The sequence below is a fragment of the Halobacillus sp. Cin3 genome, from assembly GCF_947311855.1.
GTDB classification, from domain to species: Bacteria; Bacillota; Bacilli; order Bacillales; family Halobacillaceae; genus Halobacillus; species Halobacillus kuroshimensis.
This window is the reverse complement of sequence record NZ_CAMZMV010000001.1, coordinates 181,279-208,243: the sequence shown is the minus strand read 5'-3', so window position 1 is coordinate 208,243 and position 26,965 is coordinate 181,279. Positions and strand designations below refer to the sequence as shown.

Here is a 26,965-nt window from a genome sequence, read left to right as displayed (position 1 = left end):
GCTGCTATGGAAAACTTCTTAAGATCATTCGTGCATCCACTTTTTAAAAACCGACACCGAATACCTTTCAGTCTTCTATTGATTTTCAACGCTTACCTTTACTGGTTAGCCTTAGAGAAACTCTGGTAATTCTTATTTCCCCCGGAAAGGTTATAAACTTCCTCAAATCCCATGTTGATCAGCACGTTCTGGGCGGCATTTCCCGTTACACCCTTATTGCAGTAGGTCACTGTCGGGATGGCAGGGTCCAGCTGTTTCGCTTCCGCGCGCAATTCAGCCAATGGAATGTTGACCGCTCCCTCCACATTGGATACTTCGTACTGCTTCGGCGCTCGTGTATCAATGACTTGAATCTTCTCCCCGTTCTGGATTCGATTCGTCAGTTCCTGCGGCGTGATGATCCGGTTCTTTTTGTCCATCGCATTCTGAAGAGCCATACCTGTATACATGACCGGATCTTTAGTGGTACTGAATGGTGGCGCATAAGCTAAGTCCAAATGGAAGAGATCTTCGGCACTCGCTTTTAAGGAAATCGCCGTCACGAACACGTCGATGCGCTTATCAACGCCGTCTTCCCCGACAATCTGCACACCTAGAATCCGGCCCGTTTTACGATCGGCGATGGCTTTAATGACCATTTCCTTACCACCCAGGTATTCCGCTCTTGCCGGCTTAATATTGTGAAGAACTTCAATGTCATAGCCTTCCATAACCGCATCTTTTTCACTTAAGCCGGTATAGCCGACAGCTAAGTCAAAGACTCTTAATATTCCTGTCCCTAAAATACCGCGGTGGGCCAGATCTCCACCGGTGATGACATCTCCGGCGATCCTGCCCATTTTATTCGCTGTCGACCCAAGCGGACGATAGAGCGGGTTTCCTGTAACGATGGAATAACTCTCCGCGACGTCTCCAACGGCATAAACATCAGGGAGATTCGTCTGCATCTTTTCGTTGACCTGGACGGCCCCGGATACGCCTAATTCTACACCGATCTGTTCAGCCAGCTTCGTATTCGGGCGTACACCTGTAGCTAAAATGACCATATCCGCATCGATGACGCTTCCCTTGGTTGTTTCTACGGAAGTCTCTGAAATTGCTGCCGCTTCTTCATTGAGTAATAGGTTGACCCCGTTTGCTCTCAAATGCTCTTCCACCCGGAAGGCCATATCCTTATCCAAGTGCGGCATAATTTGATTGCTGCGCTGGACAATCGTTACATCCAGTCCTCTATGCTTCAACTGCTCAGCCATCTCTAGTCCGATGAAGCCTGCGCCGATAATCGTCACTTTTTCCGGACTTTCGGCCTGCATATACGAATGGATGGAAGCGGTGTTCTGGATGTTCCTTACATGGAAGACATGCTCCATCTCCACTCCGTCGATCTGTGGCGTCGTTGGAGCCGCTCCTGTAGCAAAGACCAGTGTATCGTAATGATCTTCGATGATTTCATTGGTGTTCAGATTTTTCACTGTGACCACTTTTTGATCCGGATTGATCTCTACGACTTCGTGACGGGTGTGAATGTCTACGTTGTAGCGTTTCTTAAACCATTCGGAACTTCTTGGTGTAAGGGTCTCTAATTCGTCCACTTCGCCGCCTAAAAAATAAGGAATCCCGCAGATGGAATAAGAGATATCGTAATCCGCATTGTATAATGTAATGTCTGCATTTTCGTCGTTTCTTCGTGCCTTTGCAGCGACAGAGGTACCTGCTGCAACGGACCCAATAATGATGATCTTCATTTCGGTGTCACCCTCCAGGTTTTATCTTGATGTTTTTCTCAGCAGCACTGGTCCATACCAAGCAGGACGAACTGTGCTCCTTCCGGTGTATCTTCCTGATCTAACGTTAAGCCATCCACTGTATCTTTGACATCCTGATCAATGGAAACCTTCAGGCCGTCCATGTCATTCACAACGTCGTTTTCTTCCGGTCCGTCGAGGGAAATGCCGAGTTGTGGACCACAGCACCCGTCTCCCATGGAATAAAAACGGACTCCCTCCGCTCCATTTTCTTCAATCATTCCCTGTAATGTACTCTTTGCATTTTCTGTAATTTTCATGTTTCATCACCTCATCATTAAGATTGAATGTAGACTTTCCATTGTTCATATCCGGCATTTTTTGCTGCGCCCCATGGAATCAGCGCACTTTGAGCAGACAATTCGTTCTGAACCTTTCTGATCCATTGTTTTTCCGTGGCTGCACGAGCCTCTAAAACAGGGTCCTTCGTTCCTGCCGCATATAAACTACGGTTGATCACCCACCACTTCGGAGTAATTTCCGCCCGCTTCAAGTCTTCCTGCAGACGGCCTGCTTCAAATACGGGAGTCGCTTCCGGGAGAGTTACGACGACTACACCTGTCTCTTCCGGGTTCCGAAGTCTCGGCAGTAATTTCGTTACACTCTCTGGTATGTCACCTGTGGAGCGGCTCATTTCCTTGTGATAGGCTTCAGAAGAGTCGAGTAAAAGCAGCGTATGACCGGTAGGCGCCGTATCAATGACTACGATTTCCTCCTCAGAATCTACAACATCGGCAAAGGCACGGAAGACGGCAATCTCTTCGGTGCAAGGTGAATCCAGGTCTTCTTTCAGATAAGCAAGCTCATCTTCATTCAGCTCACCAGCGTTTGCAATGACCTCGGCTTTGTAGTTTTCCACTTCGACTTCCGGATCGATGCTGCTGATGGTAAGGTTCTCATGGACCCGGCTGTCCTTGAACATATCAGCTACATGAGAAGCAGGATCTGTCGTGGTTAAGTGGACACGGTGACCTTTTTCAGTCAATCCAACGGCAATTGCCGAAGCCACCGATGTTTTTCCGACGCCGCCTTTTCCCATCGTAAAAATGACACGCGTGTTTTTCGCTGAGAAGTCGTCCACGACCTCTTTTAATGAAGGAAGCGGCTCAACATCCACGCTTTCTTCTGTAATTTCCACCTCAGCCACCGGCGACTCACTCACAATCTGGCGCATGTGCTGAATATCCGTCAAGGAATAAGGAACATAAGGTAAAGAATACGTGCGGATCTGTTGAAGGGCGTCAGGGATCTCTTTTAAGGCTTCCTGCTGCTCACTGTAAAAGACAGACGCCACTTCATCTCCGGCATCGTACGGCTGGAAGACACCATTGATCACCAGCATTTGATGTTCAATCCCGATCTTTCCAAGCTCAACGGATGCCCGGTATGCTTCCAGAAGTGTGGATTCTTCCGGCCTTGCCACCATGACCAATGTCGTTTTCTCCCCATTGGAGAGAGTATCCATTGCTTTCTGGTACATGTTCTTTTTGTCCCCGAGGCCGGACAACGGTCCCAGACAGGAAGCTCCATGCGTCGATTCCTCCAAATATCCGGACCATGCTGTTGGAAGGGTCAAAAGTCTTAACGTGTGCCCTGTAGGCGCCGTATCAAACAAGACATGATCAAAGTCCTTGAATATGCCATCGTCTGCGAGCAGATGGGAAAATTCATCAAAGGCGGCAATTTCAACGGTACACGCTCCGGAAAGCTGCTCTTCCATCTGGTTGACGACCGATTCAGGCAGCTTGTCCCGGTATGGTCCTACGGTCTTTTCCCGGTAGGCTCTTGCTGCTTCCTCCGGGTCAATATTACTGGCATACAGATGGCTCACACTGGGAACAGCTGCAGGTTCACGAGTCAGTTCCATATTAAACACATCCTGAAGATTGGAGGCAGGATCCGTGCTCACCAGCAGAACCTTCTTCCCCTGATCCGCCAGGCTTACCGCTGTGGCGCAGGCGACGGATGTTTTTCCAACCCCGCCTTTTCCAGTGAAAAACAGGTACGGCGTTTGAACATGTGTACGTGGATGGTAGGATGTATGCATAACTACGTCTCCTTTATTTGTCCATATTGATGGAAACACGGACTTTCGGTTTCTGCGTCAATTCTTCTCCTTTAATTTCAAGCCATTCACTGAACTCTTCATTGGTCGGGTATTCTCCTACTTTGACAACCTGATCGTCCAGTAGAGTCACAGGAAGAGCATCTGCCCCTTTCTCCTGTAGTACCTCGTTTACCGCTCCATTCTCAGCAAAAACTTCTGGTTCATTACCAAGGTTGAATCTTCTAATGTTCACACCTTTTTGCTCCAATGAATAAACGGCTGAAGCCAATCGGGTCAGGTTCGGGTCGACACTCGGTCCGCAGACGCCTGTGGAACAGCACATGGCCGGGTCGAAAATTTCTACCTTTCTCATATGTAAAACCTCCTCAAGGATATTCATAATCGTATTAAACCGGGCATACTGCCGCTGGCTTTTTTTAAATCTCACATCTTTCGTTCGATATTACCGTTTTTAAGATTACAGCATCATTATATAATTAAATGCTTATATATCTCAAGGGATAATTTAATAACTTCTCCTTGAAAATGACCACATCCCTGTTATGTCAGGTGTAATGGAAAAGACTTAATTAAAAAGAAGCACGATCTTCCGTTTAACATTAGATCGTACTTCTTTGCGATGCACAAGAAAACAAAAAGAGAACCTCCTACTCTGTAAAAGCGCAGCTTCATAGATTCAGGTTAAAATACATGACTATCCATCACCGTTTGCAATGGGTAGAAATCGATAGGCCGAGTGTGTACGACAATCATTCAATATATAAAAACCTTTTTGTTCATCTTTGGACATATACCCGCATTGTTGTCTTGTATTAAAAACATCCTGTATTCTATTTTCAGAAGCGCTGTAATAACTGAAATCAGGTTTCACTGAAATCCAGCTCTGACCGGCACTTTCATCATAATTCGCCTCTAAATCATAAATCAGCACACCTTTGTACCCCTCATCCTTTATTACTCTGATTTCGCTGTCATTGTTTTTGTTTTCACCACCAGCAGAATTCATGAATTCTTCCAATATATTTTTATTTTTCAATTGATTGTCTTTCAACACCACATCTTTCTTCCTTGGTTGGTATTCATTTTCTAATGCTCCACCTCCTGAATAATTATCCAGTGATTTAGAAGTACCTTCCCGTTCATTCAATTGGATTTGTGCATTTTGAACAGAAGATCGGAGTGCAAAAGCGACTATAGCATTCTTATCAGTCCCACTCTCACCTTTGTCAATCTTATCAATAGCTTCTAAAGCTTCCTTTATCATTTCCTGGTCTGTCGATGGCTTAATTTTACTAACTTCTCCCTGCTTGACCTTTTTGGAATCATTTGTTTCGTATAATTGGCTTACTTTTTGAACAGCGGTATCTACATGAGCCGAGTTTCCGTTACCGATACCGCACCCCTGCAATAACAAGGCAATACTTAAGCTGATAACCAAGAATCTAAGTTTTCTATTCACTTCTGTAACCACCAAATAATCACCACCTTAACCGATTTGAACTGCCATTCTCTTATTATTTCTTATTTTACAGAAAATAGCAGATAAGCCTATGGAAGACAAACAGTACGTTTAATCATTCTTCCTGTTCAGACGTATCTTTTCCAAATACTTAAAAAGTCCATGCCTCATCGGTTGACGTCTGTTTCAGCATCATGTAACCTTCTAACTACTAAATATTTATTTAGTGGTTATACAGTTACAAGGAGGAATGGAATATGGCTATTCGAAACGCCACAGACGAAACATTTGCACAGGAGACAAGCAGCGGACTCGTTATCGCAGACCTTGGTGCCCCATGGTGTGGTCCTTGTAAAATGATCGCTCCTGTTCTGGAAGAGATTGATGAAGAACAAGGAGATCAAATGAACATTGTAAAAGTAGATATTGATGAAAATATGGAAACCGCTCAGAAATATGGTGTGATGAGCGTTCCCACACTCTTATTCTTCAAAGATGGTGAACTTGTCGATCAATCAGTAGGTTTCAAACCGAAAGAAGAAATTGTCAGTATCGCCGAAAAACATGCGTAAGTAACTCAATCATACGATTTATCCTAGGAGGTATAAGAATGAACCAAACTACAACTATGAATGAAGAAACGTTTAAACAAAGACAACAATCTGTTATGTTGGAAGGTATCGTCGAAGAACCGGTTAAAATCAATTATACGGATGTAGGCTCAGGGACGCCTGTTATGCTTTTGCACGGCATCCCTACCTGGTCCTACTTATATCAGAGCGTCATTCCTGAACTGGAGGAAGACTACCGCGTGATTGCTCCAGACCTGCTCGGTTATGGACAGTCCGATCAGCGCGACCAGTTCGACCGCTCCCTTCATGTGCAGGCGGATATGGTGCTCAAGCTTATGGACGAATTAGGATTGGATCAAGTGAATCTTGTTGCTCATGATATTGGTGGAGGCGTTGGTTTACTTCTCGCTCTTCAAGCACCGGAACGCATTAACAAGCTCGTGCTTTCTAATTCCGTCGCTTATGATTCCTGGCCGATTCAAGATATGCTCGTGATGGGACACCCTTCCAAGAAGAACGAGTCCACGCAGGAATTTGAAGCGTTTCTATCCAAAGCGTATAAAGAAGTGTTCGCTCATCCGGAACAGCTGACTGAAACCTTTTTACAGGGCATCATGGCTCCTTACCTGCATGAGGAAGGCAAGCTGAGCCTCGTACGTAACGCCGCAGCGTTGAATACAAATGAAACGACGGCAATCACGTCGAAGCTTTCCACCATCAAGCAGCCTGTTCTTTTACTATGGGGAACAAAAGATGAGTGGCAGCCGGTGGAAACTGCAGAAAAACTCATTAAAGATCTGCCTGACAGTACACTAGTAAGGTTTGACGAGTCCGCCCACTGGGTTCCTCAGGAAGCACCGAAAGAATTCAGTGCAGAAATCAAGAAGTTCATATAAAAGAAAAGTAAAATACAAGCAGCGTCCTTAAGACGCTGCTTTTCTTCTTTGCTATAATCACCACCATTTGAGCGTTTCCTGCACGATCTCCAAGCCTTCATTACCTAACTAAGTAGAAATGGCCCCTCCGACTACGATCCCTCTGACAAACCAGCGCTTGTTTTTCAAACTCCCCCTCTACTAAAACTACACCGATTTCCAAAAGAAAAATCTCTCTTTTTTCATGTATTTCAAAGGAAAAAGTCTTGCAGCTTCAGCAGCACCTGTGAAATAACATCTGAGCTCCCCGGCTGAAACAAAACGATGGCCGAAACAGCGAACACGACTCCAATAACCATTTGAGCCCATGCAGAAGGGTTCGTATAGGAATGGAAAAGTTTTTTTCCTCCCATTACTCCTATAACAACACCTACGACAAGTAAAATGAAATAATAAAAGCCCATCAAGCCACCTCCAAAAAGATATATCCTGATCCCTCTTATCTATACTCTAGTATACGAAAAAGGTAAATGATACCATATATAAAAGAAGAAAAATTCCTGACTGTACTAACCCTTCTCTTTTTATTATGGCTCTGTTATTGCTTGGTGTTGTTATTTAACATGTGAGCTCCTATCACCCCTTTCTGTCATGGGGTTTGTATGAGGCGGCCTTGGGAATGACTCCCTTTCCGTGGGGTACCGTGAGCCTCCTCAGGCTGCGCCTTCCGGGGTCTCACGATGTACCTTCATCCCACAGGAGTCTCGCCATTCCCAAGGCCGCCTCTTCAAAGAAGGGTAGTTCGAAAGGGCATAACCGAAGTCCGTTACACCACTACGAAAGGGATGGCAGGGAAAACAGGTAGACTCCTGCGGGAAAAAGGAACAAGGTGAGACCCCGGAGAACGAAGTTCGAGGAGGCTCATCGTTCCCCGCGGAAAGCGGACGGTTTTCCCTGCCATCCCATGCTCTGAGTAAACAACGGACCGGACCCCTAATTCCAGACGGAGACGATTTAGTAATCGTTTAAAATATCAACAACAGACTTTAACAGAGCTTTTATTATAAAACTTGATTGGATCTAAATCTTCTCATCCCTCCTTATATAAACCATGATCGAAGGTGAAAACTTGAGAAAAATACTAATCGTATTCATTTCACTGACAGGAATATATACTTTTCTCCATATTTTGTTAGGCTTTAATATAGAAAAACCCCTCATCCTATTCTCTATAAACACCCATATTTCTGTCGGACTGCTGACTAGATTGATTCAAGCCTTGTTTATTTTAAGTTTGTTGATCTATGTAAAAAAATACGTAAACATCCTCAAAAAGACGTCCTAATTCTATTCCCCTGCACCATAGGTATGATGTTTTCTCTTAAAATGAGGGTTCCGGCTGCTGGTAAGAATAGCCGGAACCCTTATGTTGATCATTCTCCCTATCTCAAAGAGACGCCTTAAATCACACCACCCATAAACAAAGGATGAACAACAGGCCTGAAATAGGAGTCATGATCAGACGTTCTTTTTTACTCCTTGATATTAAGTTCATCAACGTGTTGATGCCCATAAAGATGATGATTACCCACATGAGAATCGTAGTGGGTAAAAAACGGAGCAGATCAGAGAATTGAAACGCATGCTGGAGAACGATGCCGGCCATAAAAACCAACAGCAGGGCATTCAGTGCGCTGGCGACTCTCAAATTAGCCGGCAGGACGCGGTGGGAACCACCCATGGCCGCTTCCCCGAGCGGCAAACCGGACGCGAGTAACAATTGAAACACAGCCACGAAACAAAACAAAACGACCGATGTAATTGCTGCGACCTCCATAACGCACCCCCTCTTTCTCGATCTACTTCAGCTTTTCTCCGACTGACTCTTCATGAAATCCAGCACCTTCCGATCGACTTTCCCTTGGTCCAGCTCACGACCTTCGAAGTTTTCGGTATGCAGGTACGTCGTATAGGATTCATAGAACACCTTGTCATCAACTTCCTTACTTTCGAGGTAACCAAGACGGACTAAATGGCCGGCCATTTCCCTTTTTACATCTTCATCGATCAGCTGGATATCCTCTTCTTTCGTTTCACCAAAGTACAATTGATGAAGCCGGTAAATCCGCTCCAGTTCCTTGATCGGCTCAGGATGATCGTCCACTCTGAGGTCCACAGCGATGTCGCTGAGTCCGCCGTACCCTGCTTGGTCCTTTACAACAAGGATGGCCGCTGACTGCTTTCCACGGCTGTCTCCTCCTGCTTCCTGCGCCGCTTGGATGGCTCTAATGAGCCGGTCGGCCAGCGGGCCTTCCGATTTTTCAAACGCATTTCCCATATCGGTCACCGTTTCTTCATTCACTAATATGTTTCCCTGGGCAGCATAATGCTTCCCTGTAATCCCCCCGGCCCAGTCATAACAATCTTTTCCGGTAAAAGTCGCTGCCCGGCCGGAGCTGTCGATGACTCCGACTTGGCGGTCTTCTTTTTGAAGGTCATCGTCCGTTAACCTTTTGATGACTTCCTCCGCAGACAGACCTTCCTCAAGGAGCTTCAACCCATCCGGGCCATAGGCAGGGTTGGCAAAGGCCTGGGTGGCCACCGCCCCCACACCTGCTTTCGCCCATGGTACGACGGAGCCGACGCCTAAAAACTTCGACTGTACCGCCAAGCCCCATTCTTCACGATCGGGGTCATAGGCGGCGATTGAAAATGTAGCAATGATTTGATTGTTCATCTCTTTTCCCTCCAATATCCTTACCATTCGACAACACATTCTGATCTCCTTCTCTACCCATTTTCCGATTAACACTGGAAAATAACGGGTAATTTCACTGTAGAACATTCTATAAACAAAGGAGCGGTGAAAAACATGAAACCACTTGTACGTGAATACACAAATGATGAACAGTTGAAGGATATGGTGGAGAAGCTGAAGAACGAAGGCATTGATAACGAAGAGATTTACATCCTGTCCCATGATGATGACCGGACCGAACGGATTTCGAAGAGTGTGAATGCGAATACGATCGGTGCTTCCGAGCAGGATGCGAAAAGCGTCATCACGAATATCTTCAGTAAAAAAGGCGATGAGCTCCGTACGAAGATGCAGGAAATCGGATTCTCCAAAGAAGAAGCTGGACAATATGAAGAAGACCTGGATGAAGGAAAGGTACTTCTGATCATAACCAATCCTGCGAAAGCTCAGGCAGTCCTTTCCTGATAAAAAGCCCCTGACGCAAGAGATGCGTCAGGGGCTTCCGTTCAATAAGTTGTAAACCATGTCCACTTCTGCAGATAATACGTGGCATAGCGGATGGACGTCAGGTTATCCTGGTAGGTTTCATACTCGGTTGTATAATGGCCGTCTTCATTGGACCAGATCCGCGTGAAGTAGTCGTTAACCTCCTGGAAAACCTCCTCGTCCCCGGGCCCTTGAATGACGACATCCGCTTCCAGGTTGAGATTGGACAGGTTTCTTCTCGTATAGTTGGCAGAACCGGCAACGATCGCGTCATCATCCGGACCATCTACATACAGCATTTTCGTGTGATACTGCTCGACGTTCGTGTCATACCAGCGCAGCTTGATGTTCTCATTTCCGAGGTTCTTCAGCTCCGCAGCCACCGGCAAATTGGGGAGCCCCGGCTTTTCATGGCCGAATGCGGTTTTGTTGGGATCCATAATGATACGCACTTCAGCCCCGCGGTTGGCCGCTTCATCGATCCGGGCGGTCACCTTTTTATCCGCTAAATAATACATCCCGATCCATACGTTATCCCCTTTACCGGCGTCCTCCAGCTCTTCCAGCACGGCGTCATAGATCTTTCCTTCGGTCACGAACTGTGTCTGAAGCGGTCCTCCCTGCTCTTCCCATTCATAGCTGCTGTATTCGATGAACTCCTCACCGGAAAAGCGGGCGACCGCTTCTTCCGCTTCCAAAATATCCTCTATGATCGGACCAGTCATTTTGAAAGCGACGTTCTCATGGTACCCACTGGCATCATGAGGGTTAGCCGTGGATACAATTGCCGAATCCTCAGTCACTAGCAGCTTCCGGTGGTTCGCTTTAATATTCAACAGCTTCATGTAGGATCGGAGCGTCACGTCAGGGGCCTCCTTGGCAATCGGGTTGCCGATCCATCCGTCCCCTTCCGTCCCCATCCATGAAAACAGCAGGCGCCAGGCACTGGAGTATAACGGATTGGAATCTCTCAGTTTGTCCAGGTTAGTTAAGACAACGTTCACCCCACCATCTTCCAGCCGTCGGATCGTTTCCGACTCATAGGATCCGTAGGTGGTATTGATTTGGTCGGTGATGAAGACAACTTCAAGGTCAGGCACTTCTTTCTTCCGTTCTAATATGGCATCCACGAGACGTCTGCTGATTTCGGGAAATTCATGCTTCCCATTGGTGTAGCCGTTGAAGAGAAACATATCAGCGACAATAAAATCATCCGCTCCTCCTATAGTGGAATACATTTCTTCAAAAACCTGAAGATCATGAACCGTATCCCCCTCTTGATTTTCATAGGAGAGGTCCCGGAAAAACTCGATATCCTCCATCTGGTGCACATCCCCTTTATAGGACACACCTTCAGGGAGCGCTTTCCATGAAGTATGATAGGCGATCATGACCGATAGGAGCAGCACAATCAAAAGCAGCAGCCAGACCCATTTCTTCTTTAGTAATCCTTTTATTCTTTTCATCCCTATCCCCCCTGGTCTCTGCCTGTCTTTTCACTCCACCGGTCCTTTTGAAACATGGAAAAAAAAGCCTTCTGCCGCTGTGGCAGAAGGCTTTTTTCATTTTAATGAAGCACGAGCTTCGGACGCTGTATAAACAAAAGACTGATTACAAAAGCGCTGAGGATAAACGCAGGCAGCATGTATCCACCATTATAAACGAGGGAATACAGCCAGACCGGCTGTCCTTCCGGAGCGAATTCGCCGTAAAAGATGATACCCGCCGCAAAATGACCGAAAAAACGGAGTACACTGCCAATAAAGCAGCCGGTAATGATCCAGCCGATCAAGGCTTTCGTTTCCTTGGAGCGGATCGCATTCCAAAGCGGTTTGGCCACGATTCCTGCCGCACCGATCACCGCAAACGCCACAATGTAGTCCAACAGCGTCTGCAAAGGGGTGATGATATAGGCACCGGTCAGAATCTGATAGATGCCGAGCAGCAGTCCGGTCGCTGCGCCGCCCTTCACGCCCCAGCGGAAGGCCATAATGAAGACCGGAACCATTGCAAACGAAACCGAGCCGCCCTGGGCCCATAATTTAAATGATAAAAACGGGATGATATCCAGTAGTAGTGCTAATGCGGAAAAGATCGCAATTTCAACTAAAAATAGTACTCTGCGGTTTCTCATTCCAGCATTCCTCCTTTAAAAAAAGACACAAAAAAAGCAATGCAGACAGGGACGCTTCCTGATGGAGGGATCCCGAATGCATTGCACCATCAAAAAAGCCGCCATCCCTGCGCCAGTACTAACTGACAGGTTCGAAGGGTCTGAACGAGGTTCACTCTCAGCCGCTAGGCTCCCCTTGTAGGCTTTGTACCGATTACTCTTCTTGCTATGCATCTATTATATCAAACTTCTTTCCGATGACAAATCTTATTTCCCGGGGAATAGAGTCTATTTTGTATTCGTATACCTCTGGAAGAATTCCAGACTGCGCTCGACAATCAAATCCTGGTCATGATCAAGAGTTGCGACATGGTAGCTGTTTTCCATATGGACAAGCTCCTTATGCTCCGAAAAGACCGAATCAAAGATCACCTCTGAATTATTTGGCGGGACGACGTGATCCTCATCCGAGACGAAAATCAGAATCGGGCAGTGAATCGTGTCAAGCCGCTTTTTCACATGATCCATTAAGACCGTAATTTCGGTAATGGATTTGACTGGTGTTTTGTCGTAGGCAAGTTCATCCTGATCGGGGTCTTTAATATCGGATCCGATGGCATCAAGAAAACGTTCTTCTGTCGCCGCGCTCTCCTCCATCACGGGGATATCGATAGCTGCATTGATCGGAATAACCCCTTGGACGCTCTTATGCTCACTGGCCATATAAAGGGCAAGCGTTCCTCCCATGGATAAACCGACAACAAAAATAGAGCTGCACCGTTCATTCAGCCATTGGTAGGCGCTCTCCACTGATTCAATCCAGTCCTTATAGGACGTCGCCTCCATATCTTCCGGTGCTGTGCCATGTCCTTTCAACCGCGGACAATAAACGGTATATCCCTCACGTGCGTATGCTTCAGCGAGCGGACGCATGCTCTGGGTCGTCCCTGTGAACCCGTGGGAAACGAGAATCCCCACCTCATTGCCCTCGTATTTGATTTCCTCTGCCCCATCAAGAATGCTGTACTCGGCCATCTGTTTTTCCTCCTTCTGCCTTGTTGGAACCTAAGATTCGTTTTAATACCGTTTTCTCGAGCCATGCCCATGGAAGAAGCCGTTTCAAAAGCACGTTGGTACGGACGCCCGCCCCGACAGGATAACGCAGTTTTTTCAGCTTGTCTTTTTGGATCAGCCCTGTCATGAGGTCGGCGACCGAATCCGGCTGGGCCCGTGACTCTTCGTTCAAGGCACTCCACAGTCCTTTTATGTAAGAGGCATAGGGAGATGAAGGATTGTGCACTTCTTCTGGAAGCGCCATTCCGGAAGACCATATGTTCGTCTGGAAGGATCCAGGTTCGATTAAGGCGACATCTATGCCGAACGGCTGCAGCTCAAAGCGCAGGCTTTCAGAAAGTCCTTCCAGCGCATGTTTGGACGATACATACGCGGATAGACCGGGAAAACCAATCAAGCCGCTGACACTGCTGACATTTAGTATTTTTCCGTACCCTTGGCGCCGCATGATGGGCAGCACGGCCTTCGTCACGGCTATAACACCGAAGACGTTCGTATCAAACTGCCGGCGGTAATCCTCAAGCGGAACCTGTTCGAGGAACCCTCCTACCGCATAGCCGGCGTTGTTCACGAGAACATCCACCCGCTCCAGTTTTTCTGCTTTTTCCTTAAAACGTTCAATGGATGGATCATCCGTAACATCCAGCTGCCACACTTCAATCTTCTGCTTCACGTCTTCCGGCAGGTCTGCATTTTGGAAAACCGACGCTTTTTCCATATTCCGCATCGTGGCAATCACACGGAAGCCTCTTTCTGCACATTTCACAGCGGTCTGCTGTCCGAATCCGCTGGAGGATCCGGTAATAATAACGGTTGGCTGCATCAATGGTCTCCTCCTTTATCTATTCGTCTACCCTTTTCCTTTCGCTGTCACACGGGGAAACTCCTTTTTCGATGTGCAAGCGTTTCCTGCTGCTTTTTCACGTTCAACAGGAAGGAATGGTATAGTTCAAGCTTGAATAATGTTAGAATAGGAAAGGTTAAGACCGAATTAATCAAATAGAAAGGAAGTTTCATATTTTATGAGTACCAACATGAAGCTTCAGAAGCTTACACCTGAGTATGACCCGTGGGAAGCCTACATGGACGTGAAGGAACACGGGCATATGACGTTATCCAATATTGAATTCACGACGACGACGCTGTGCAATATGCGCTGCGAGCACTGTGCGGTCGGATATACCCTGCAGCAGAGGGACCCTGAAGCGCTCCCTATGGATTTGATCCGGAAGCGCCTGGACGAGATTCCTCACCTGAGGACTTTGAGCATCACAGGCGGGGAGCCGATGATGTCGAAAAAATCCGTCGAAAACTATGTGCTCCCCTTGTTAAAATACGCCCATGAGCGCGGCGTACGCACACAGATCAATTCCAACTTGACGCTTCCTTATGAGCGCTATATTCCGATCATCCCCTATCTCGATGTTTTACATATTTCGCATAACTGGGGAACGCTTGAGGAATTCATCCACACCGGCTTTGCCCGGATGGAGCGCAAGCCTTCCGAGGAAAACCGGAAGAAATTTTTCGACCGGATGGTGGAGAACTCCCAGCGTCTCGCGGATGAGGGCGTCATGGTATCGGCGGAGACGATGCTGAACCGCCGCACCTTCCCTTACCTGGAAGCGATCCACGATCATGTGAAAGAAATGAAGTGTGCAAGGCATGAAATCCACCCGATGTATCCGGTGGACTTCGCCAGTGCACTTGAAACACTGAGCCTTGAGGATATGCGTAAAGGAATCAACCGCCTGCTTGATCACCGTGATGAAGATACGTGGATGCTGTTCGGCACCCTTCCTTACTATCCATGCAGTACCAATGACGAGGATCTGGACATGCTGAAGCGCCTGTACAGCGCGAAAAATGTGACGGTAAGAAACGACCCGGATGGGCGCTCCCGCTTGAATGTCAACATATTCAGCGGCGACATTATCGTCACCGACTTCGGGGACGAGCCCGGTCTTGGCAACATCCAGGACACTTCCTTGGAAGACGCATACCACCAGTGGATGCAGACCGATACAGCGAAAAGCCTCAACTGTCACTGCCCGGCAGTGGAATGCCTCGGTCCGAACGTTCTTGTGAAGAACTCGTATTACCAGGACGTCGATTTTCAGAAGCGGGAAGCGAAAATCACCCTGTAACCTCTAAGCAGTGCTCCTCTATTCAGGGGCACTGTTTTTTTACAACAACACCGACATGTAAAGGAGGTCTTGATATGCCGCTCCTACAGCATAATCAGACAACGATACAATATACCGTCCATAAACAGCCGCAGCTGCAGTTCACAAAAATATATCTGGATGATTTAAACGGGATACAGGTAACGGCGCCTGAGGAAAAATCAGAGGAAAAAATTCATGCGTTTGTAGAAAAGAAAGCCGAATGGATCATAAATCATTGGCAGAGAACACACGAGGACCTCTACCTTGGACCTTTTTCATTGGAAGAGGGACAGAAAATCACCTATCTCGGCCGCTCCTATAAGCTGTTATTTGATCAGGCAGACTCAGAAGAGACGACCTTTTCATTCCATCAGGGAAAGTTTACATTCCGCACCTCCCTCGCTTCCAAAGATGAGCAGACAGCTCAGTTGAACGAGCACATTACAGCGTGGCTCAAGGATAAAGCCGCTGAAAAATTCAAGGCACTGAGCACGCATACGGTCGAAGTCGAGGATGACCTTACCCGTCTTGGAAGCAGGCAGGAGGAATCCATCACCATCAACTGGCGGCTGATCCAGCGAAAAAAAGCGGGCATCCAAAGTGTCATTGAAGATCTTTACAGTGGAAAGACGTATTAAAAAATCCCCCGCGCGCCATCAGGCAGCCGGGGGATTTTTATTAAATAAACAACAGCAGGCTCAGCGCCATGACTGCCATTCCGGCGACAACGCCGTAAATAGATAAGTGAGGCTCCCCATACCTTCTGGAGGCCGGAAGCAGTTCATCAAGCGAAATAAAGACCATAATACCCGCGACACCGGCGAAAAGAATCCCAAAAACCATATCATTCAAGAACGGCATGAGCACAAGATAGGCAAGAATAGCCCCGATCGGCTCGGATAATCCGCTCAAAAAGGAAAGATTGAACGCCTTTTTCTTATCTCCTGTGGCAAAATAAATCGGTACAGAAACCGCAATTCCCTCCGGGATATTATGAATGGCAATCGCCGTGGCAATAGCAATCCCAAGAGCCGGATCGTTCAACGCTGCGGTAAAGGTGGCAATCCCCTCTGGAAAGTTGTGGATCGCGATGGCGAGGGCTGTGAACGTTCCCATCTTCAAAAGGTCGCGGTCCTTCTGCTTGTCCTGTGTCATGTCCTCCACCTTTTTCACTTCGTGAGGATTGCCGGCTTTCGGAATCACTTTATCGATGAGGGCAATAAGCAGCATACCTCCGAAAAAGGACACCACTGTAATCCACTGACCCATCTCATTTCCGAGCGCACTTACAAGCGAATCCTGAGCCTTGAAGAAAATTTCGATCATGGATACGTAAATCATCACTCCAGCCGAAAAACCGAGCGACAGGGATAAAAACCGTGTATTCGTTGTCGATGTAAAAAATGCAAGTATGCTTCCTACTCCGGTGGCAAGCCCTGCAAACAAGGTAAGCCCGAAAGCGAGCAGTAAGTTTTCCATGTGACCTCTCCTTAACTACGAATATCATTTACTGCTCATTGTAATGGATGTTTTTCCTCGGCACAACATTTTAAACCGAGACCTTTATCTCCATATAAAAAAAACACAGGAACAACCCCTGTGTTTTAAGGATAAAACGGAAACCAGACATCCACCCGGGCTGTAATCTCCATCATCCCCGGCTCGATCGGCACAGCGCTCTCACTGAGCATCTGTGTTTTAGCATAAGGCTGTAGAGGTGAAACGTCCGGACTCTTTTCCTCTACAACGCGGACCGGCTTCTGTTCGAGTCTCACATTCATCGTATTCGCGATCGTCTGTGCAGTGGCAAGAGCCTGCCCGAGGGCGATTTGAAGGGCCTTTTGATAATAGTAATAGGACTGACTCACCGTAAACTCGATGTTCGTCACCCGGTTGGCACCACTTTGGACGGCTGCATCAATGACTGCGCCTGTCTGTTCAATATCATTTACGGTCACGGTCAGCATATGGGAAACCTGATATCCGCGGAACACCTGTTTCCCATCCACATAATCGTACTGCGGGAACACGGAATAATCGGATGTTTGAATGTCCGTCTCTTCCACACCTACAGCCATCAGCTGATTCTTCACCATACTGGTGACCGCTGCATTTTCATCCTGAACCGTAGTGAGATCGGCCCCTTCTGTCACAACACCGAGCTGAACAACAGCTGTATCCGGCTTCACCTTAACACTTCCTGATCCCTGGACACGGATCTGCCTGTCAGATCCGTCCTGTCGGAATGTTTGATACATTGACCATCCCCCCTTTATTAATTCATGTACCGTCCGCCATGAATATGCAGGTTGGAAGATACATCCATAGAACGGTACTGTTCATCCCATGGACTGAATAGCCATAAAAGGGGGTGTTTTCCATGACTAATTATCAATCCGAGGGCTTTACATATCCAGATGATTTCCTCCGTATCATTCATAATGGTCTCACATCATCTGCTCAAAAGAAGCGGGTGATTATTATCGGTGCCGGCATGGCAGGACTGGTGGCAGGGAGTTTATTAAAGAATGCCGGTCATAAGGTGACCATCCTTGAAGCTGACAGCCGGCTGGGCGGAAGAGTCTATACGGTCCGCGCCCCGTTCACGAATGGCAATTACCTCGATGTCGGGGCGATGCGGATACCGACCAATCATAAGCTCGTTTATGCGTATGTCGACAAATTCGGACTGGAAACCAATCCTTTTCAAAACACACGGAAAGATGATCTCTTATTGATTAATGGAAAAAAAGTGTACCACCGCATTTATGAACAAAACCCCGCCATTCTCGATTTTCCTGTAGATGCGGAGGAGCAGGGAAAAACAGCCAAAGAACTGTTTCTGTCGGCCGTCCAGCCGTTCCTCGATGTGTATAACAACAGCAGTGATGCTGAAAAGGAACACCTCAGAGACCGCTATTCGGACCTTTCCATGAGTGAATATTTACGGAACAACCCCTACGGACCTTCCATGTCCTTAAATGCTGTGAGGAAAATCAAGGTCCTGCTTGGAATCGAAGGCTTCCCCGAATTCGCATTTCTGAATATCCTCACCGACATCACGTTTCCGATTTTCCAAGGGGATACGAAGTTCAGGGAAATCATAGGCGGGAATGACCGGCTGCCATGGGCCTTTTACCCGGACCTCTCCTCCTCCATCCACTTCTGCGAACGGGCCGTTGCAATCAATCATTACAAAGACGGCGTGCAGGTCGTGTCAAAAAATGAGAAAACCGGAGGCTATTCCACCTGGACCGGAGATTATGTCCTGACGACCATACCTTTTACGACTTTCCAATGGATCGATGTCCGTCCGTATGACACGATTTCCATAAAAAAATGGGCGGCGATCCACGAAATCATCAATGTTCCAGCGGTGAAAATAGGCATAGAATTTTCTTATAAATTCTGGGAGCAATATCCGGTCGGGAACATCGTTACCGATTATCCCTCCCGCTTCATTTACCAGCCGAGCCATGACGGTGGAAAACCAGGGCCGGGTATTCTGCTTGCCAGCTACACTTGGGGACAGAATGCGCTGTTATTCAACAGCCTCAGTAAAAAACAGGCCGTAGAGGAAGTGATGAGCGACCTCGCGAAGGTGTACGGACGGGTCGTCTATGATACGTACATGACCAGCATCGTCTACAATTGGAGCCGAAACCCTTACTCTGCCGGCTGCTTCACCCTTTTCACTCCGGGACAGAGCCGGGATTTGGAAGACATCATCCCTCTGCCGGAAGGCCGAATCCACTTCGCAGGCGAACATACCTCCTCCTATCACGGATGGATTGAAGGGGCCATTGAATCAGGCATCCGGGGCGCTGTAGAAATCCATACCCGATAAAAAAACCACCGCTCTCATCATGAGCGGTGGTTTCGTCGTTATTCTTCCTCTTTGGATTCGTTACTGATTTCCTCGCCGGATCCCTGCATGATTTTCACCGACTGGTTTTCCTTCTGAATCGGATACACCACTTTATATTTCTTTACCTTGACCTCTCCATCCACGGTTTCTTCAGCGGTGATGAAGGCGGTCACGACAACCTGATCGTCCTTCGGATCAGCGACAAGGTTATCGACGGATACACTCAGCGTATTGTAATACCCCGAACGGAACTCTTCAAACGACGTTTTCTCCTGCCAGCTTGAACTGATCAGGGAATAGGCCGTCACAAAGTCTCCTTGGTTGATGCTGTCATAAAAATACTGCACCATGTACGTCGCCTGTTCTGCATCTGTACCGGTAACCGGAGACTGCACCTGTTCATTCAGCTCCGGGAATTCAGGCAGCGACTCCATCGGCGTTTCGCTCCAGCGCTCAACCATCGGCAGCACATCGGCAATCGGGATACTGAAACCGATTGTTTCCTCATCCAGCTTGGCTGAATTGATTCCGATCACTTCGCCCGTATTCCGGTCAAGCAGCGGACCTCCGCTGTTTCCCGGGGAAATCGGCGCGGAAATCTGATACATGTTTTCGTAATGGAACGGCTCGATATCCAGCGTCCGGTCCACGCCGCTGATTTCACCACGTGTCACCGTATTCTGCAGACCGAGCGGACTTCCCAGCGCAAGTACTTCGTCCAGCAGCTCGGCATAGCCTTCTGTCCGGATCGGGAGCGGATCGCGCCCCTCAAGCCCGGGTACACGGACAACCGCAACATCCGTATCGCGGCTGACCCCGATCACATCTCCAGGCATCTTTTTACTGTCCGTCGTAATAACAGAGACCTCTTCGGCATTAGCGACAACATGGGCATTCGTAATTACGTCGCCCTTGTCATTGTATAAAAAGCCGGAGCCGATTGTGCCGTCCGGAAGTTCAATCTGGACGACAAGCTTTTGAGATTCATAGATAATGTCCTGTGTTTCTTTTGGCACTTCTGCGTTTTTCTCATCTTCTTCAGGAGGCTGATTGAGCACAGCCGACACCGCGAGTTGTTCCGGCACCGTGTCCAGAATATAGAAAACGCCCGCCGTACCGCCTCCGACGATAAGTAAAGAGACGATCAGGCTGATCATCCAGGAGCGTTTCATTGCCGCATCCTCCTATTCTACTAACCATTCAAGCTCTGTCATTTCCACCATGTATTCCCCTTCTTCCAGGTTGTAGTACATTTTCTCAAACTTGCCTGTACTGCCTGGATTCAAATAGTTAGGGTACACCTTGGCGGATTCTGAACGGACGACTTCTCCGTCCTGTGTCTTAATGTCATATTTCACGCTGATTGTGCTGATCACCTGGGTGGCCAGACTTTTCAATTCGCCACTGATTTTATAATCACCGAATTCATCTTTTTCCATTTGGATATCCACCACTTCCAAGGCCTCGGTCTCATTACGAAGCTCATCCTTGGCGGCCTGCTGCATCGCACTTTCCAAACGTTCCTGAGCGGCCTGTTCAAACGCCTGCTTCTCCTGCTGCACCCGTTCTTTCAGCTGGATCAGCTTTTCATCGTTCGAGACGTACTGAAGCCCTTCATCAATCAGAGCGATGGCTTCGGTGTATCGTTTGTTCTCAGCCGCTGCCTCTGCCGTTTTCGTGGAACGGTTGACGATTTTCTCATATATCTTTTCCCGAACCTTGGCAGCTTCTTCCAAATTCAAATCAGAAAGGGTATTCAGCTTGGCAGCCAGCTCATCCACATCTGTAATTTTGGATAGTTCCTCATTCACTTCCTGTAGAGTAAATCTGGAATCCATCTCATTCACTGTTGGAACGAGCGTCTGATAGAGCCGGCCGTTTTCCTGTCGTAAGGCCGTTTGGACTTCAGACAGCTGTTTATCAGCTTTCGACAGGCTTCCTTCTTCCAGCAGCTTGGACACTTCTTCCAGTTCCTTTTCCATACGGAGCACACTCTGTACGTGGCTCAGCTCCTCCTGTAGCGCCTCTTCATCCGGACGTTCCTGGATGGCACGCGTCAGCAGCTTCTCTGCTTCACGGTAATCCCCGGCAAGCGCAGCTTCCTCCGCTTCCGTCTTCCATGAGGCTACATTTTCATTTATACCTGCTTCCTGGTCATAGACAAAATAAAGGGCCGCCCCCACCACAACAAGGACTATCGCAGGTGTAAGAATGGGCAGCCACGATCGTTTCTGCTCAGCATCAGCCGGGGATTCTTCCGATAAGGATGCTCCACACTGGGAACAGTAACGCGATCCCTCGGCGTTTTCATGGTTACATTGAGGACATGTGATCATGGTCTGGTCCTCCTTTTTTCACAGCTTTCTTGTGATCCAGAATCGTACATAATCCTCAACTATTATAGCATGACCATTGATAGATTCGTAAACGTCTATCGTCCCTTTTTTCGTTTTTTTCACGAATGCTCCCTGCGTCCCGGTCCCGTCTCCCAAAAGAAAATCCGCGCCCGTCGAATGTCATAGAAATGTAATCAATCTGTAGGTATTTTGTATTTGTTTATCCACAGACATGCCTGTTATACTGCTCTCAGATCTAATGCGAAAGAGGTGGATGACATGATGAAATTTTTCCTATCCTTTGCTGTCATGCTTACCCTGTTTTCCGGAATCGACCATATTTCAAGTGCTGAGGAAACCGATAAGACGGCCCAGCCTGTTGATAAAAAAGTAACCACCCTTGATGAAAAAGAAGACCAGCACACCCGCTTTGAAGATAAAGAAGATGAAAAGGCCTCCTTTGCGTCTCAAGACAAAAAGGAAGATGTGAAACGTACGGTAGCCGTTGAAGCGACGGCCTATACCGCTTTCTGCGAAGGCTGCAGTGGAACGACCTACACGGGCATCGACCTGCGCGCCAATCCCGAGCAGAAAGTCATAGCCGTCGATCCTTCCGTCATACCGCTCGGCTCAACAGTCCGGGTTCCCGGCTACGGAACAGCCACGGCCGGAGACATCGGCGGAGACATCGAAGGTCACCGGATTGACTTATTTATGGCAGAGGAAAGGGATGCCTTTGATTACGGCCGACGTCAGATCGAAGTAGAAATTCTGGAATAATCCTTTTATGAATGCGCCGATTGTGAGAAACTCCCTTATAGATAATGAAGGGAGTTTTTTTATGCCTGTACGTATTCAACAGGAACAGCCGTCTGACGTAACGTCCGTCGGAAAGCTTATTCAACGCGCATTTGCGCTGGAAGAGCACAGCGATCAGACCGAGCACCTGCTGGTCGAAAGACTGCGCACCACTGAAGCTTTTATTCCTGAACTGTCCTTGACAGCCGTTGATGACGGTGAAATCATCGGCCATCTCCTGCTCACCAAAATCACGATTGGAGAAGACGTATCCCTCGCCCTTGCGCCGGTATCCGTCGCCCCGGAAAGGCAGCGGCAGGGTATCGGGTCAAAGCTCATTCAACACGGCCTGGAAAAAGCAGGTGCGCTCGGCTTTTCTTCCGTCATCGTACTCGGTCACCCGGATTACTATCCTAAATTCGGTTTCCACCCCGCCTCCCACTGGGGTATTGAAGCGCCTTTTGAAGTACCGGGAGAGTATTTCATGGCTCTTGAACTGCAGCCCGGCGCCCTGAAAGGCATTAACGGCACAGTCCATTACTCCCAGCCATTTCTGGAGACGTGAAAAAAGACCGGATGAATATCATCCGGTCTTTTTATCATACTTCCCAATCCTTCCCCATAAGTTAGAAAGGTGGGCGTCAATCTCTGCTGAAACGTGTGCGGCGGGCACAGCGGTCAAGGTAGAAGCTTTCCACTCCGCTTGTGTGAAGTGCTACACCATCCTCAAGGAACCACCAAGTGCCACGGTCCAGCTGTTTGACGATAAATTCGGAGGTTTCTTTTTCGTCCATTTCCTCACTCAATTCAAGATCATGGGTGACGACCCGCTTGCTGTCGAGGAGGAATATAACGTGCCATTCCTTCTTTTTCGGCATTCCAATCATTCCTTCCTACGTAGACGTATTATTGTACCCTTACCCGGCTTTTTTGTCTGCTAATCGTAGAATTCCCTTTCCTGCATGAAAATTATGCAGATCAAGCAAAAAAAGCCACGCGTAACGCGCCGCTTTCCATTATATCTTATGTAGGGGGAGGTGCGCCTGATGTACGCCAAGAAGTTCTTCGGTTTGAGTTGATACAAACAAAGAAAAACCAGCGAGTGACATATGAGCGAACGACAGGTATAAGACATCCCTCCAATAATTGTATTCAATCTTCCTGTCCACACTTTGAGTGTACCACTTGTATCTGCCATATAGTGTTAAATCTCCGTAAAGACTGATCTGTGTTCTCTTTGTACAACCATTGTATGCAAACTGGTTTACAAATAGAAGACTCGTCGGTTAGAATGTTTAAAGCTCATTAAACAAATCGGAATTAGGAGGAATAGCACATGCAGCAACAAGCAGTTCATCAGACGGCGTCCAGCCGGTCCACAATTCCTGCCCCGCTTGATCCGGTTCAAAAGCCGTTCATGTGGGTGGGAATCATCGCATCCCTGCTTTTATTTATAACGATTATCAGCATCACCAATGTCACGCAGGGCGTCCTCTTCATCATCGGACTCGCCTTCGGTCTCGTACTGCTCCATGCACGTTTCGGATTCACATCAGTCTTCAGAAGACTGCTTTCTGTCGGTAACGTCCAGGGACTGCAGTCGCACATGCTGATGCTTGCTGTCGCCACAACAGGTTTTGCCATCATTTTAGGTACAGGCTTCAGCTTTACCGGAACCGCTCCACAAGGATACGTTTTCCCTGTAGGCGTGAGTGTCATTTTCGGTTCTTTCATTTTCGGAATCGGCATGCAGCTCGGTTCCGGCTGTGCATCTGGTACTCTTTATACGGTCGGTGGAGGAAAGTCTTCCATGGTTCTGACTCTGCTCGGCTTTATCGCAGGTTCTGTCCTCGGTGCCTACCACATCGGATTCTGGCGGGAAACTCCGGCCCTTCCGGCAATTTCTCTTGCTGAATCCACAGGACTCGGCTACTTCGGCGGGTGGATTCTCCAGCTTCTCATCTTCCTTGGCATTTACGGTGTGACGGTGAAGTTCGCCAGGAAAAAGAACCCGCCGCGCATGGAACCATTGAAAACGACCACCGGGCTTAAACGTCTGTGGCGTGGTGCGTGGCCGCTGCTGGCCGCTGCTGTTGCCCTCGGTGTATTGAACGCCATCACCCTTGCTGTCCGCGGAAACCCGTGGGGTATTACATCTGCATTTGCGCTTTGGGGATCCCAGTTCATCCAGATGTTCGGTGTCGATGTGGCAAGCTGGCAGTACTGGTCTGATAACCCAGCTCCTCTTAATCAGACGGTGCTGGCAGACTCTACAAGTGTCATGAACTTCGGTATCATCCTTGGTGCCTTTATCGCTGCCAGTGCCCAAGGGAACTTCAAGCCGGGTAAAATCAAGCCCGGCATCGGTTTCGCTTCCATCATCGGTGGGATCCTTATGGGATACGGCGCCCGCCTGGCCTTCGGCTGTAACATCGGTGCGTATTTCGGCGGTATTGCCTCCTTCAGCCTGCACGGCTGGGTATGGATGATTATGGCGCTGATCGGAACGTATCTCGCCCTGTTCCTGCGGCCATTGTTCGGATTGAAAAACCCGAACCCGAAAGATTCGATCTGCTGATTACTATCCAGCATGCCTTTGTTCAGGCGTGCTGGATATTTTTATATGACCGCATCGGAGGTGAAGGTCGATATATCGGTGATTTGGCTGATATGCTGCAGATTTGGCCGATATATCCACAAAAAGACCGATATCTGCTCCGTTTCGGCTGATATAACCGAAAAACGACCGATATCCCGCAGCCGGGCCATGGACAGAAACACTCGTTCAGGTTTCTTTTTTCGGAAAATGTGGTATGATAAAAGCAGATAAAGGATAAACATAAGAAAAGGGACCACAGCTGGCACTGTGATCCCCTCTACGGATAGCTGGTCTGCCAAAGGGCGCAGCCTACATGAAAAATAGACTCACCCGCATTCACGTCAGAATAGGGAGTCTATTTTTTTATGCGTAAAATCGCTACAATCAAACCAAGCAAGGACACGATCAGGGAACTGAACGCGATCATCACCATCAGCGATTCATACATACTCAGAGGCATCACCCCCTCCATCTTTGAGACATGGGGATCAGCCGACACCCTATTCAACTGGCAGGAACCACTATCCTTACTAAATTATAGCATGGCCTGCTGCCCGAATGTGACAGGCTTTTCTACCTAAATAAAGAGCAGGGCGGGTGCCTGCTCTTTCCCTTATAAGACTTTAGCTACGAATTTACGACTGCGTGGACCGTCAAACTCACAGAAGTACAGCCCCTGCCACGTGCCAAGTACAAGGCGGCCGTCTTCTACAATCAACGTCTGAGCATGACCGACGGTGCTCGTTTTCATATGCGCAGCTGTGTTGCCTTCTGCATGTTTATCTTCGGCGTGATCCCACGGATACACTTCACGGAAACGGCGGAGCATATCAGTTTTCACATCGGGATCGGCATTTTCATTTACCGTGAGCCCGGCGGTGGTGTGCATGGAAGAGACGATGACGACGCCGTCCTTCACGCCTTCTTCACGGACCCAGTCCTGCACCTGGCTGGTCACATCAATCATTTGGTCATGATGATCTGTGCGTACATGAAACGTCTTCAACATCAGTTACCCTCCAATTTCGGAAGCAGCATAGGCTTCCAGTTTTTCATACGTTTCGTTTTCCTTATCAAAAAACGTCTGTCCTGTTACCTCGAAGCGGCTGTTTTCAAGATCGACATCAGCCACAGCTTCGTATACATTCGTTCCATTCCCGCGCAGCTGGATGGAGAAACGTCCGTCGTTCTTTTCAACAACACAGTTGACGAGACCGCCTTTATTGATGACAACAATCGGTGTATCAAGGTCGTTCGGACCCAGAATGGTGGATACGAGCGACGAGGCGGACATGGCTGTACCACAGGCATTCGTCAGCCCTACGCCTCGTTCATACGTGCGGACGAAGATTTTATTTTTCTCCAGCACCTGGACAAAGCTGACATTCACTCCGTTCGGAAAAACCTCAGGCAGTTCGTTGGCGCTGCGGCCGATTTGTTCAAGCTCAGCCTGATCCACGTTATCCATCAGGCTGACGATATGGGGATTCGGCACGCTGAGGGCAGTGAATGTCCGTTTATCAGAAAGTTCAGGGATAGCACTGTCCATCGCCTGCTCTCCATCATGAATCATTGGAAGTGAAGCAGGTGCAAACGATACCGGCTCGATCTGAACCGAAAACGTATCAATATCCGGAAAAATTTCAGCCACCTGGCTGACAGGCAGGACCGCTTCCTGTGTTTCGATGGCAATCGATGCGTTCCCGAGCTTTTCAATCATATGGCGCGCCACACAGCGCAGTCCGTTGCCGCACATTTCCGCTTCCGATCCGTCGGAGTTGAACATCCGCATACGGCCTTCCGCTTTCTCACTCGGCATTACGAATAAAATGCCGTCTGATCCGATCCCCGTTCCCCTGTCACATAAAAGCAGCGACAAGTTCCTTCGTTCTTCTTCTGTAAATGAAAGGTCGTGTTCCATTTCATCGATGAGGATGAAATCGTTCCCTGACCCGTGGCATTTGATGTATGGCAGCTTCATAAACC

The 26,965-nt window shown here is 48.1% G+C and carries 28 protein-coding genes, 1 pseudogene and 1 riboswitch; of the genes and pseudogenes, 9 read left to right on the top strand and 20 right to left on the bottom strand.

Features of this window, described 5'->3' with window-relative positions:
* Window positions 1-98: 98 nt before the first annotated feature.
* The 5 genes from QMA39_RS01140 to QMA39_RS01120 all read right to left on the bottom strand — a co-directional run bounded on the left by QMA39_RS01140 (window position 99) and on the right by QMA39_RS01120 (window position 5,347).
* The gene (locus QMA39_RS01140) at window positions 99-1,745 is read right to left on the bottom strand and encodes an FAD-dependent oxidoreductase (protein WP_027953781.1); all 1,647 of its coding nucleotides are present in this window, start codon (window positions 1,743-1,745) and stop codon (window positions 99-101) included.
* A gap of 38 nt (window positions 1,746-1,783) precedes the next feature.
* Window positions 1,784-2,065: an adhesin gene (locus QMA39_RS01135; protein ID WP_027953780.1), complete on the bottom strand. Its 282-nt coding sequence runs from the start codon at window positions 2,063-2,065 to the stop codon at window positions 1,784-1,786.
* A gap of 17 nt (window positions 2,066-2,082) precedes the next feature.
* A complete protein-coding gene (gene arsA / locus QMA39_RS01130) occupies window positions 2,083-3,852 on the bottom strand; it encodes an arsenical pump-driving ATPase (RefSeq protein WP_281657756.1) in 1,770 nt (589 codons plus the stop codon).
* Between the two features lie 13 nt (window positions 3,853-3,865).
* Window positions 3,866-4,225: an arsenite efflux transporter metallochaperone ArsD gene (arsD, locus tag QMA39_RS01125; protein WP_281657755.1), complete on the bottom strand. Its 360-nt coding sequence runs from the start codon at window positions 4,223-4,225 to the stop codon at window positions 3,866-3,868.
* Between the two features lie 342 nt (window positions 4,226-4,567).
* Window positions 4,568-5,347: a hypothetical protein gene (locus QMA39_RS01120; RefSeq protein WP_281657754.1), complete on the bottom strand. Its 780-nt coding sequence runs from the start codon at window positions 5,345-5,347 to the stop codon at window positions 4,568-4,570.
* Window positions 5,348-5,589: 242 nt separating this feature from the next.
* Here QMA39_RS01120 and trxA point away from each other — a divergent pair, with 242 nt between their 5' ends.
* Together trxA and QMA39_RS01110 are read left to right on the top strand one after the other, a co-directional pair.
* A complete protein-coding gene (gene trxA / locus QMA39_RS01115; protein WP_027953777.1) occupies window positions 5,590-5,904 on the top strand; it encodes a thioredoxin in 315 nt (104 codons plus the stop codon).
* 38 nt (window positions 5,905-5,942) lie between these two features.
* Complete coding sequence (locus QMA39_RS01110) at window positions 5,943-6,800, top strand: alpha/beta hydrolase (RefSeq protein WP_242520169.1); 858 nt, start codon at window positions 5,943-5,945, stop codon at window positions 6,798-6,800.
* 230 nt (window positions 6,801-7,030) lie between these two features.
* Here QMA39_RS01110 and QMA39_RS01105 read toward each other — a convergent pair whose 3' ends face one another.
* The 3 genes from QMA39_RS01105 to QMA39_RS01095 all read right to left on the bottom strand — a co-directional run bounded on the left by QMA39_RS01105 (window position 7,031) and on the right by QMA39_RS01095 (window position 9,516).
* Window positions 7,031-7,243: a hypothetical protein gene (locus tag QMA39_RS01105; RefSeq protein WP_027953775.1), complete on the bottom strand. Its 213-nt coding sequence runs from the start codon at window positions 7,241-7,243 to the stop codon at window positions 7,031-7,033.
* A 1,001-nt stretch (window positions 7,244-8,244) separates the two neighbouring features.
* Window positions 8,245-8,616, bottom strand: a complete 372-nt coding sequence (locus tag QMA39_RS01100) for a hypothetical protein (protein ID WP_206932066.1) — start codon at window positions 8,614-8,616, stop codon at window positions 8,245-8,247.
* 27 nt (window positions 8,617-8,643) lie between these two features.
* Window positions 8,644-9,516, bottom strand: coding sequence for a DUF1028 domain-containing protein (locus QMA39_RS01095; protein WP_281657753.1), 873 nt, complete (start codon window positions 9,514-9,516; stop codon window positions 8,644-8,646).
* Window positions 9,517-9,651: 135 nt separating this feature from the next.
* Between QMA39_RS01095 and QMA39_RS01090 the strand changes: the two genes are divergently transcribed.
* Window positions 9,652-10,002, top strand: coding sequence for a general stress protein (locus tag QMA39_RS01090; RefSeq protein ID WP_206932063.1), 351 nt, complete (start codon window positions 9,652-9,654; stop codon window positions 10,000-10,002).
* Between the two features lie 41 nt (window positions 10,003-10,043).
* On the opposite strand, the gene QMA39_RS01085 is transcribed toward QMA39_RS01090, so the two are convergent.
* The 4 genes from QMA39_RS01085 to QMA39_RS01070 all read right to left on the bottom strand — a co-directional run bounded on the left by QMA39_RS01085 (window position 10,044) and on the right by QMA39_RS01070 (window position 14,033).
* The gene (locus QMA39_RS01085) at window positions 10,044-11,489 is read right to left on the bottom strand and encodes a phospholipase D family protein (RefSeq protein ID WP_206932058.1); all 1,446 of its coding nucleotides are present in this window, start codon (window positions 11,487-11,489) and stop codon (window positions 10,044-10,046) included.
* Window positions 11,490-11,590: 101 nt separating this feature from the next.
* Entirely contained in the window at window positions 11,591-12,157 is a 567-nt protein-coding gene (gene thiT, locus QMA39_RS01080; protein WP_206932057.1) for an energy-coupled thiamine transporter ThiT, read from the bottom strand.
* An 87-nt stretch (window positions 12,158-12,244) separates the two neighbouring features.
* Window positions 12,245-12,343: riboswitch (TPP riboswitch) on the bottom strand.
* 81 nt (window positions 12,344-12,424) lie between these two features.
* Complete coding sequence (locus tag QMA39_RS01075) at window positions 12,425-13,171, bottom strand: alpha/beta fold hydrolase (protein ID WP_281657752.1); 747 nt, start codon at window positions 13,169-13,171, stop codon at window positions 12,425-12,427.
* Window positions 13,149-14,033, bottom strand: a complete 885-nt coding sequence (locus QMA39_RS01070; RefSeq protein ID WP_206932054.1) for an SDR family oxidoreductase — start codon at window positions 14,031-14,033, stop codon at window positions 13,149-13,151. Before QMA39_RS01070 ends, QMA39_RS01075 begins: the two co-directional genes overlap by 23 nt.
* 199 nt (window positions 14,034-14,232) lie before the next feature.
* On the opposite strand from QMA39_RS01070, the gene yfkAB reads away from it, so the two are divergent.
* Both yfkAB and QMA39_RS01060 read left to right on the top strand, forming a co-directional pair.
* Window positions 14,233-15,357: a radical SAM/CxCxxxxC motif protein YfkAB gene (gene yfkAB / locus QMA39_RS01065; RefSeq protein WP_281657751.1), complete on the top strand. Its 1,125-nt coding sequence runs from the start codon at window positions 14,233-14,235 to the stop codon at window positions 15,355-15,357.
* Window positions 15,358-15,431: 74 nt separating this feature from the next.
* The gene (locus QMA39_RS01060) at window positions 15,432-16,016 is read left to right on the top strand and encodes a YgjP-like metallopeptidase domain-containing protein (RefSeq protein ID WP_206932053.1); all 585 of its coding nucleotides are present in this window, start codon (window positions 15,432-15,434) and stop codon (window positions 16,014-16,016) included.
* Between the two features lie 40 nt (window positions 16,017-16,056).
* Here the strand turns inward: QMA39_RS01060 and zupT are convergent, their stop codons facing one another.
* Window positions 16,057-16,857 (bottom strand): zinc transporter ZupT, encoded by an 801-nt coding sequence (gene zupT / locus QMA39_RS01055; protein WP_027953766.1) that lies wholly within the window; start codon window positions 16,855-16,857, stop codon window positions 16,057-16,059.
* Window positions 16,858-16,982: 125 nt separating this feature from the next.
* Entirely contained in the window at window positions 16,983-17,636 is a 654-nt protein-coding gene (locus QMA39_RS01050) for an SIMPL domain-containing protein (protein ID WP_281657750.1), read from the bottom strand.
* Between the two features lie 122 nt (window positions 17,637-17,758).
* Between QMA39_RS01050 and QMA39_RS01045 the strand changes: the two genes are divergently transcribed.
* The gene (locus QMA39_RS01045; protein ID WP_281657749.1) at window positions 17,759-19,225 is read left to right on the top strand and encodes a flavin monoamine oxidase family protein; all 1,467 of its coding nucleotides are present in this window, start codon (window positions 17,759-17,761) and stop codon (window positions 19,223-19,225) included.
* A gap of 38 nt (window positions 19,226-19,263) precedes the next feature.
* Here QMA39_RS01045 and QMA39_RS01040 read toward each other — a convergent pair whose 3' ends face one another.
* Window positions 19,264-20,418, bottom strand: coding sequence for a S1C family serine protease (locus QMA39_RS01040; RefSeq protein ID WP_027953763.1), 1,155 nt, complete (start codon window positions 20,416-20,418; stop codon window positions 19,264-19,266).
* A 12-nt stretch (window positions 20,419-20,430) separates the two neighbouring features.
* Window positions 20,431-21,582, bottom strand: coding sequence for a zinc ribbon domain-containing protein (locus tag QMA39_RS01035; RefSeq protein WP_206932048.1), 1,152 nt, complete (start codon window positions 21,580-21,582; stop codon window positions 20,431-20,433).
* Between the two features lie 492 nt (window positions 21,583-22,074).
* On the opposite strand from QMA39_RS01035, the pseudogene QMA39_RS01030 reads away from it, so the two are divergent.
* Both QMA39_RS01030 and QMA39_RS01025 read left to right on the top strand, forming a co-directional pair.
* Window positions 22,075-22,362 (top strand): annotated as a pseudogene (locus QMA39_RS01030) (3D domain-containing protein); the annotation flags it as partial.
* 61 nt (window positions 22,363-22,423) lie between these two features.
* Window positions 22,424-22,945 (top strand): N-acetyltransferase, encoded by a 522-nt coding sequence (locus QMA39_RS01025; RefSeq protein ID WP_281657748.1) that lies wholly within the window; start codon window positions 22,424-22,426, stop codon window positions 22,943-22,945.
* 76 nt (window positions 22,946-23,021) lie between these two features.
* Here QMA39_RS01025 and QMA39_RS01020 read toward each other — a convergent pair whose 3' ends face one another.
* On the bottom strand, window positions 23,022-23,258 hold the full coding sequence (locus QMA39_RS01020) for a hypothetical protein (protein ID WP_027953760.1): 237 nt from the start codon (window positions 23,256-23,258) through the stop codon (window positions 23,022-23,024).
* Window positions 23,259-23,716: 458 nt separating this feature from the next.
* On the opposite strand from QMA39_RS01020, the gene QMA39_RS01015 reads away from it, so the two are divergent.
* Window positions 23,717-24,958, top strand: coding sequence for a YeeE/YedE family protein (locus QMA39_RS01015; RefSeq protein ID WP_281657747.1), 1,242 nt, complete (start codon window positions 23,717-23,719; stop codon window positions 24,956-24,958).
* 376 nt (window positions 24,959-25,334) lie between these two features.
* On the opposite strand, the gene QMA39_RS01010 is transcribed toward QMA39_RS01015, so the two are convergent.
* The 3 genes from QMA39_RS01010 to dapF all read right to left on the bottom strand — a co-directional run bounded on the left by QMA39_RS01010 (window position 25,335) and on the right by dapF (window position 26,960).
* Complete coding sequence (locus QMA39_RS01010) at window positions 25,335-25,439, bottom strand: putative holin-like toxin (protein ID WP_224872626.1); 105 nt, start codon at window positions 25,437-25,439, stop codon at window positions 25,335-25,337.
* A gap of 153 nt (window positions 25,440-25,592) precedes the next feature.
* Window positions 25,593-25,988 (bottom strand): secondary thiamine-phosphate synthase enzyme YjbQ, encoded by a 396-nt coding sequence (locus tag QMA39_RS01005; RefSeq protein WP_206932044.1) that lies wholly within the window; start codon window positions 25,986-25,988, stop codon window positions 25,593-25,595.
* 3 nt (window positions 25,989-25,991) lie between these two features.
* Window positions 25,992-26,960 carry a diaminopimelate epimerase gene (gene dapF / locus QMA39_RS01000; protein WP_281657746.1) on the bottom strand — a complete coding sequence of 323 codons (969 nt, stop codon included), beginning with the start codon at window positions 26,958-26,960 and terminating at the stop codon, window positions 25,992-25,994.
* Between the last annotated feature and the right edge of the window lie 5 nt (window positions 26,961-26,965).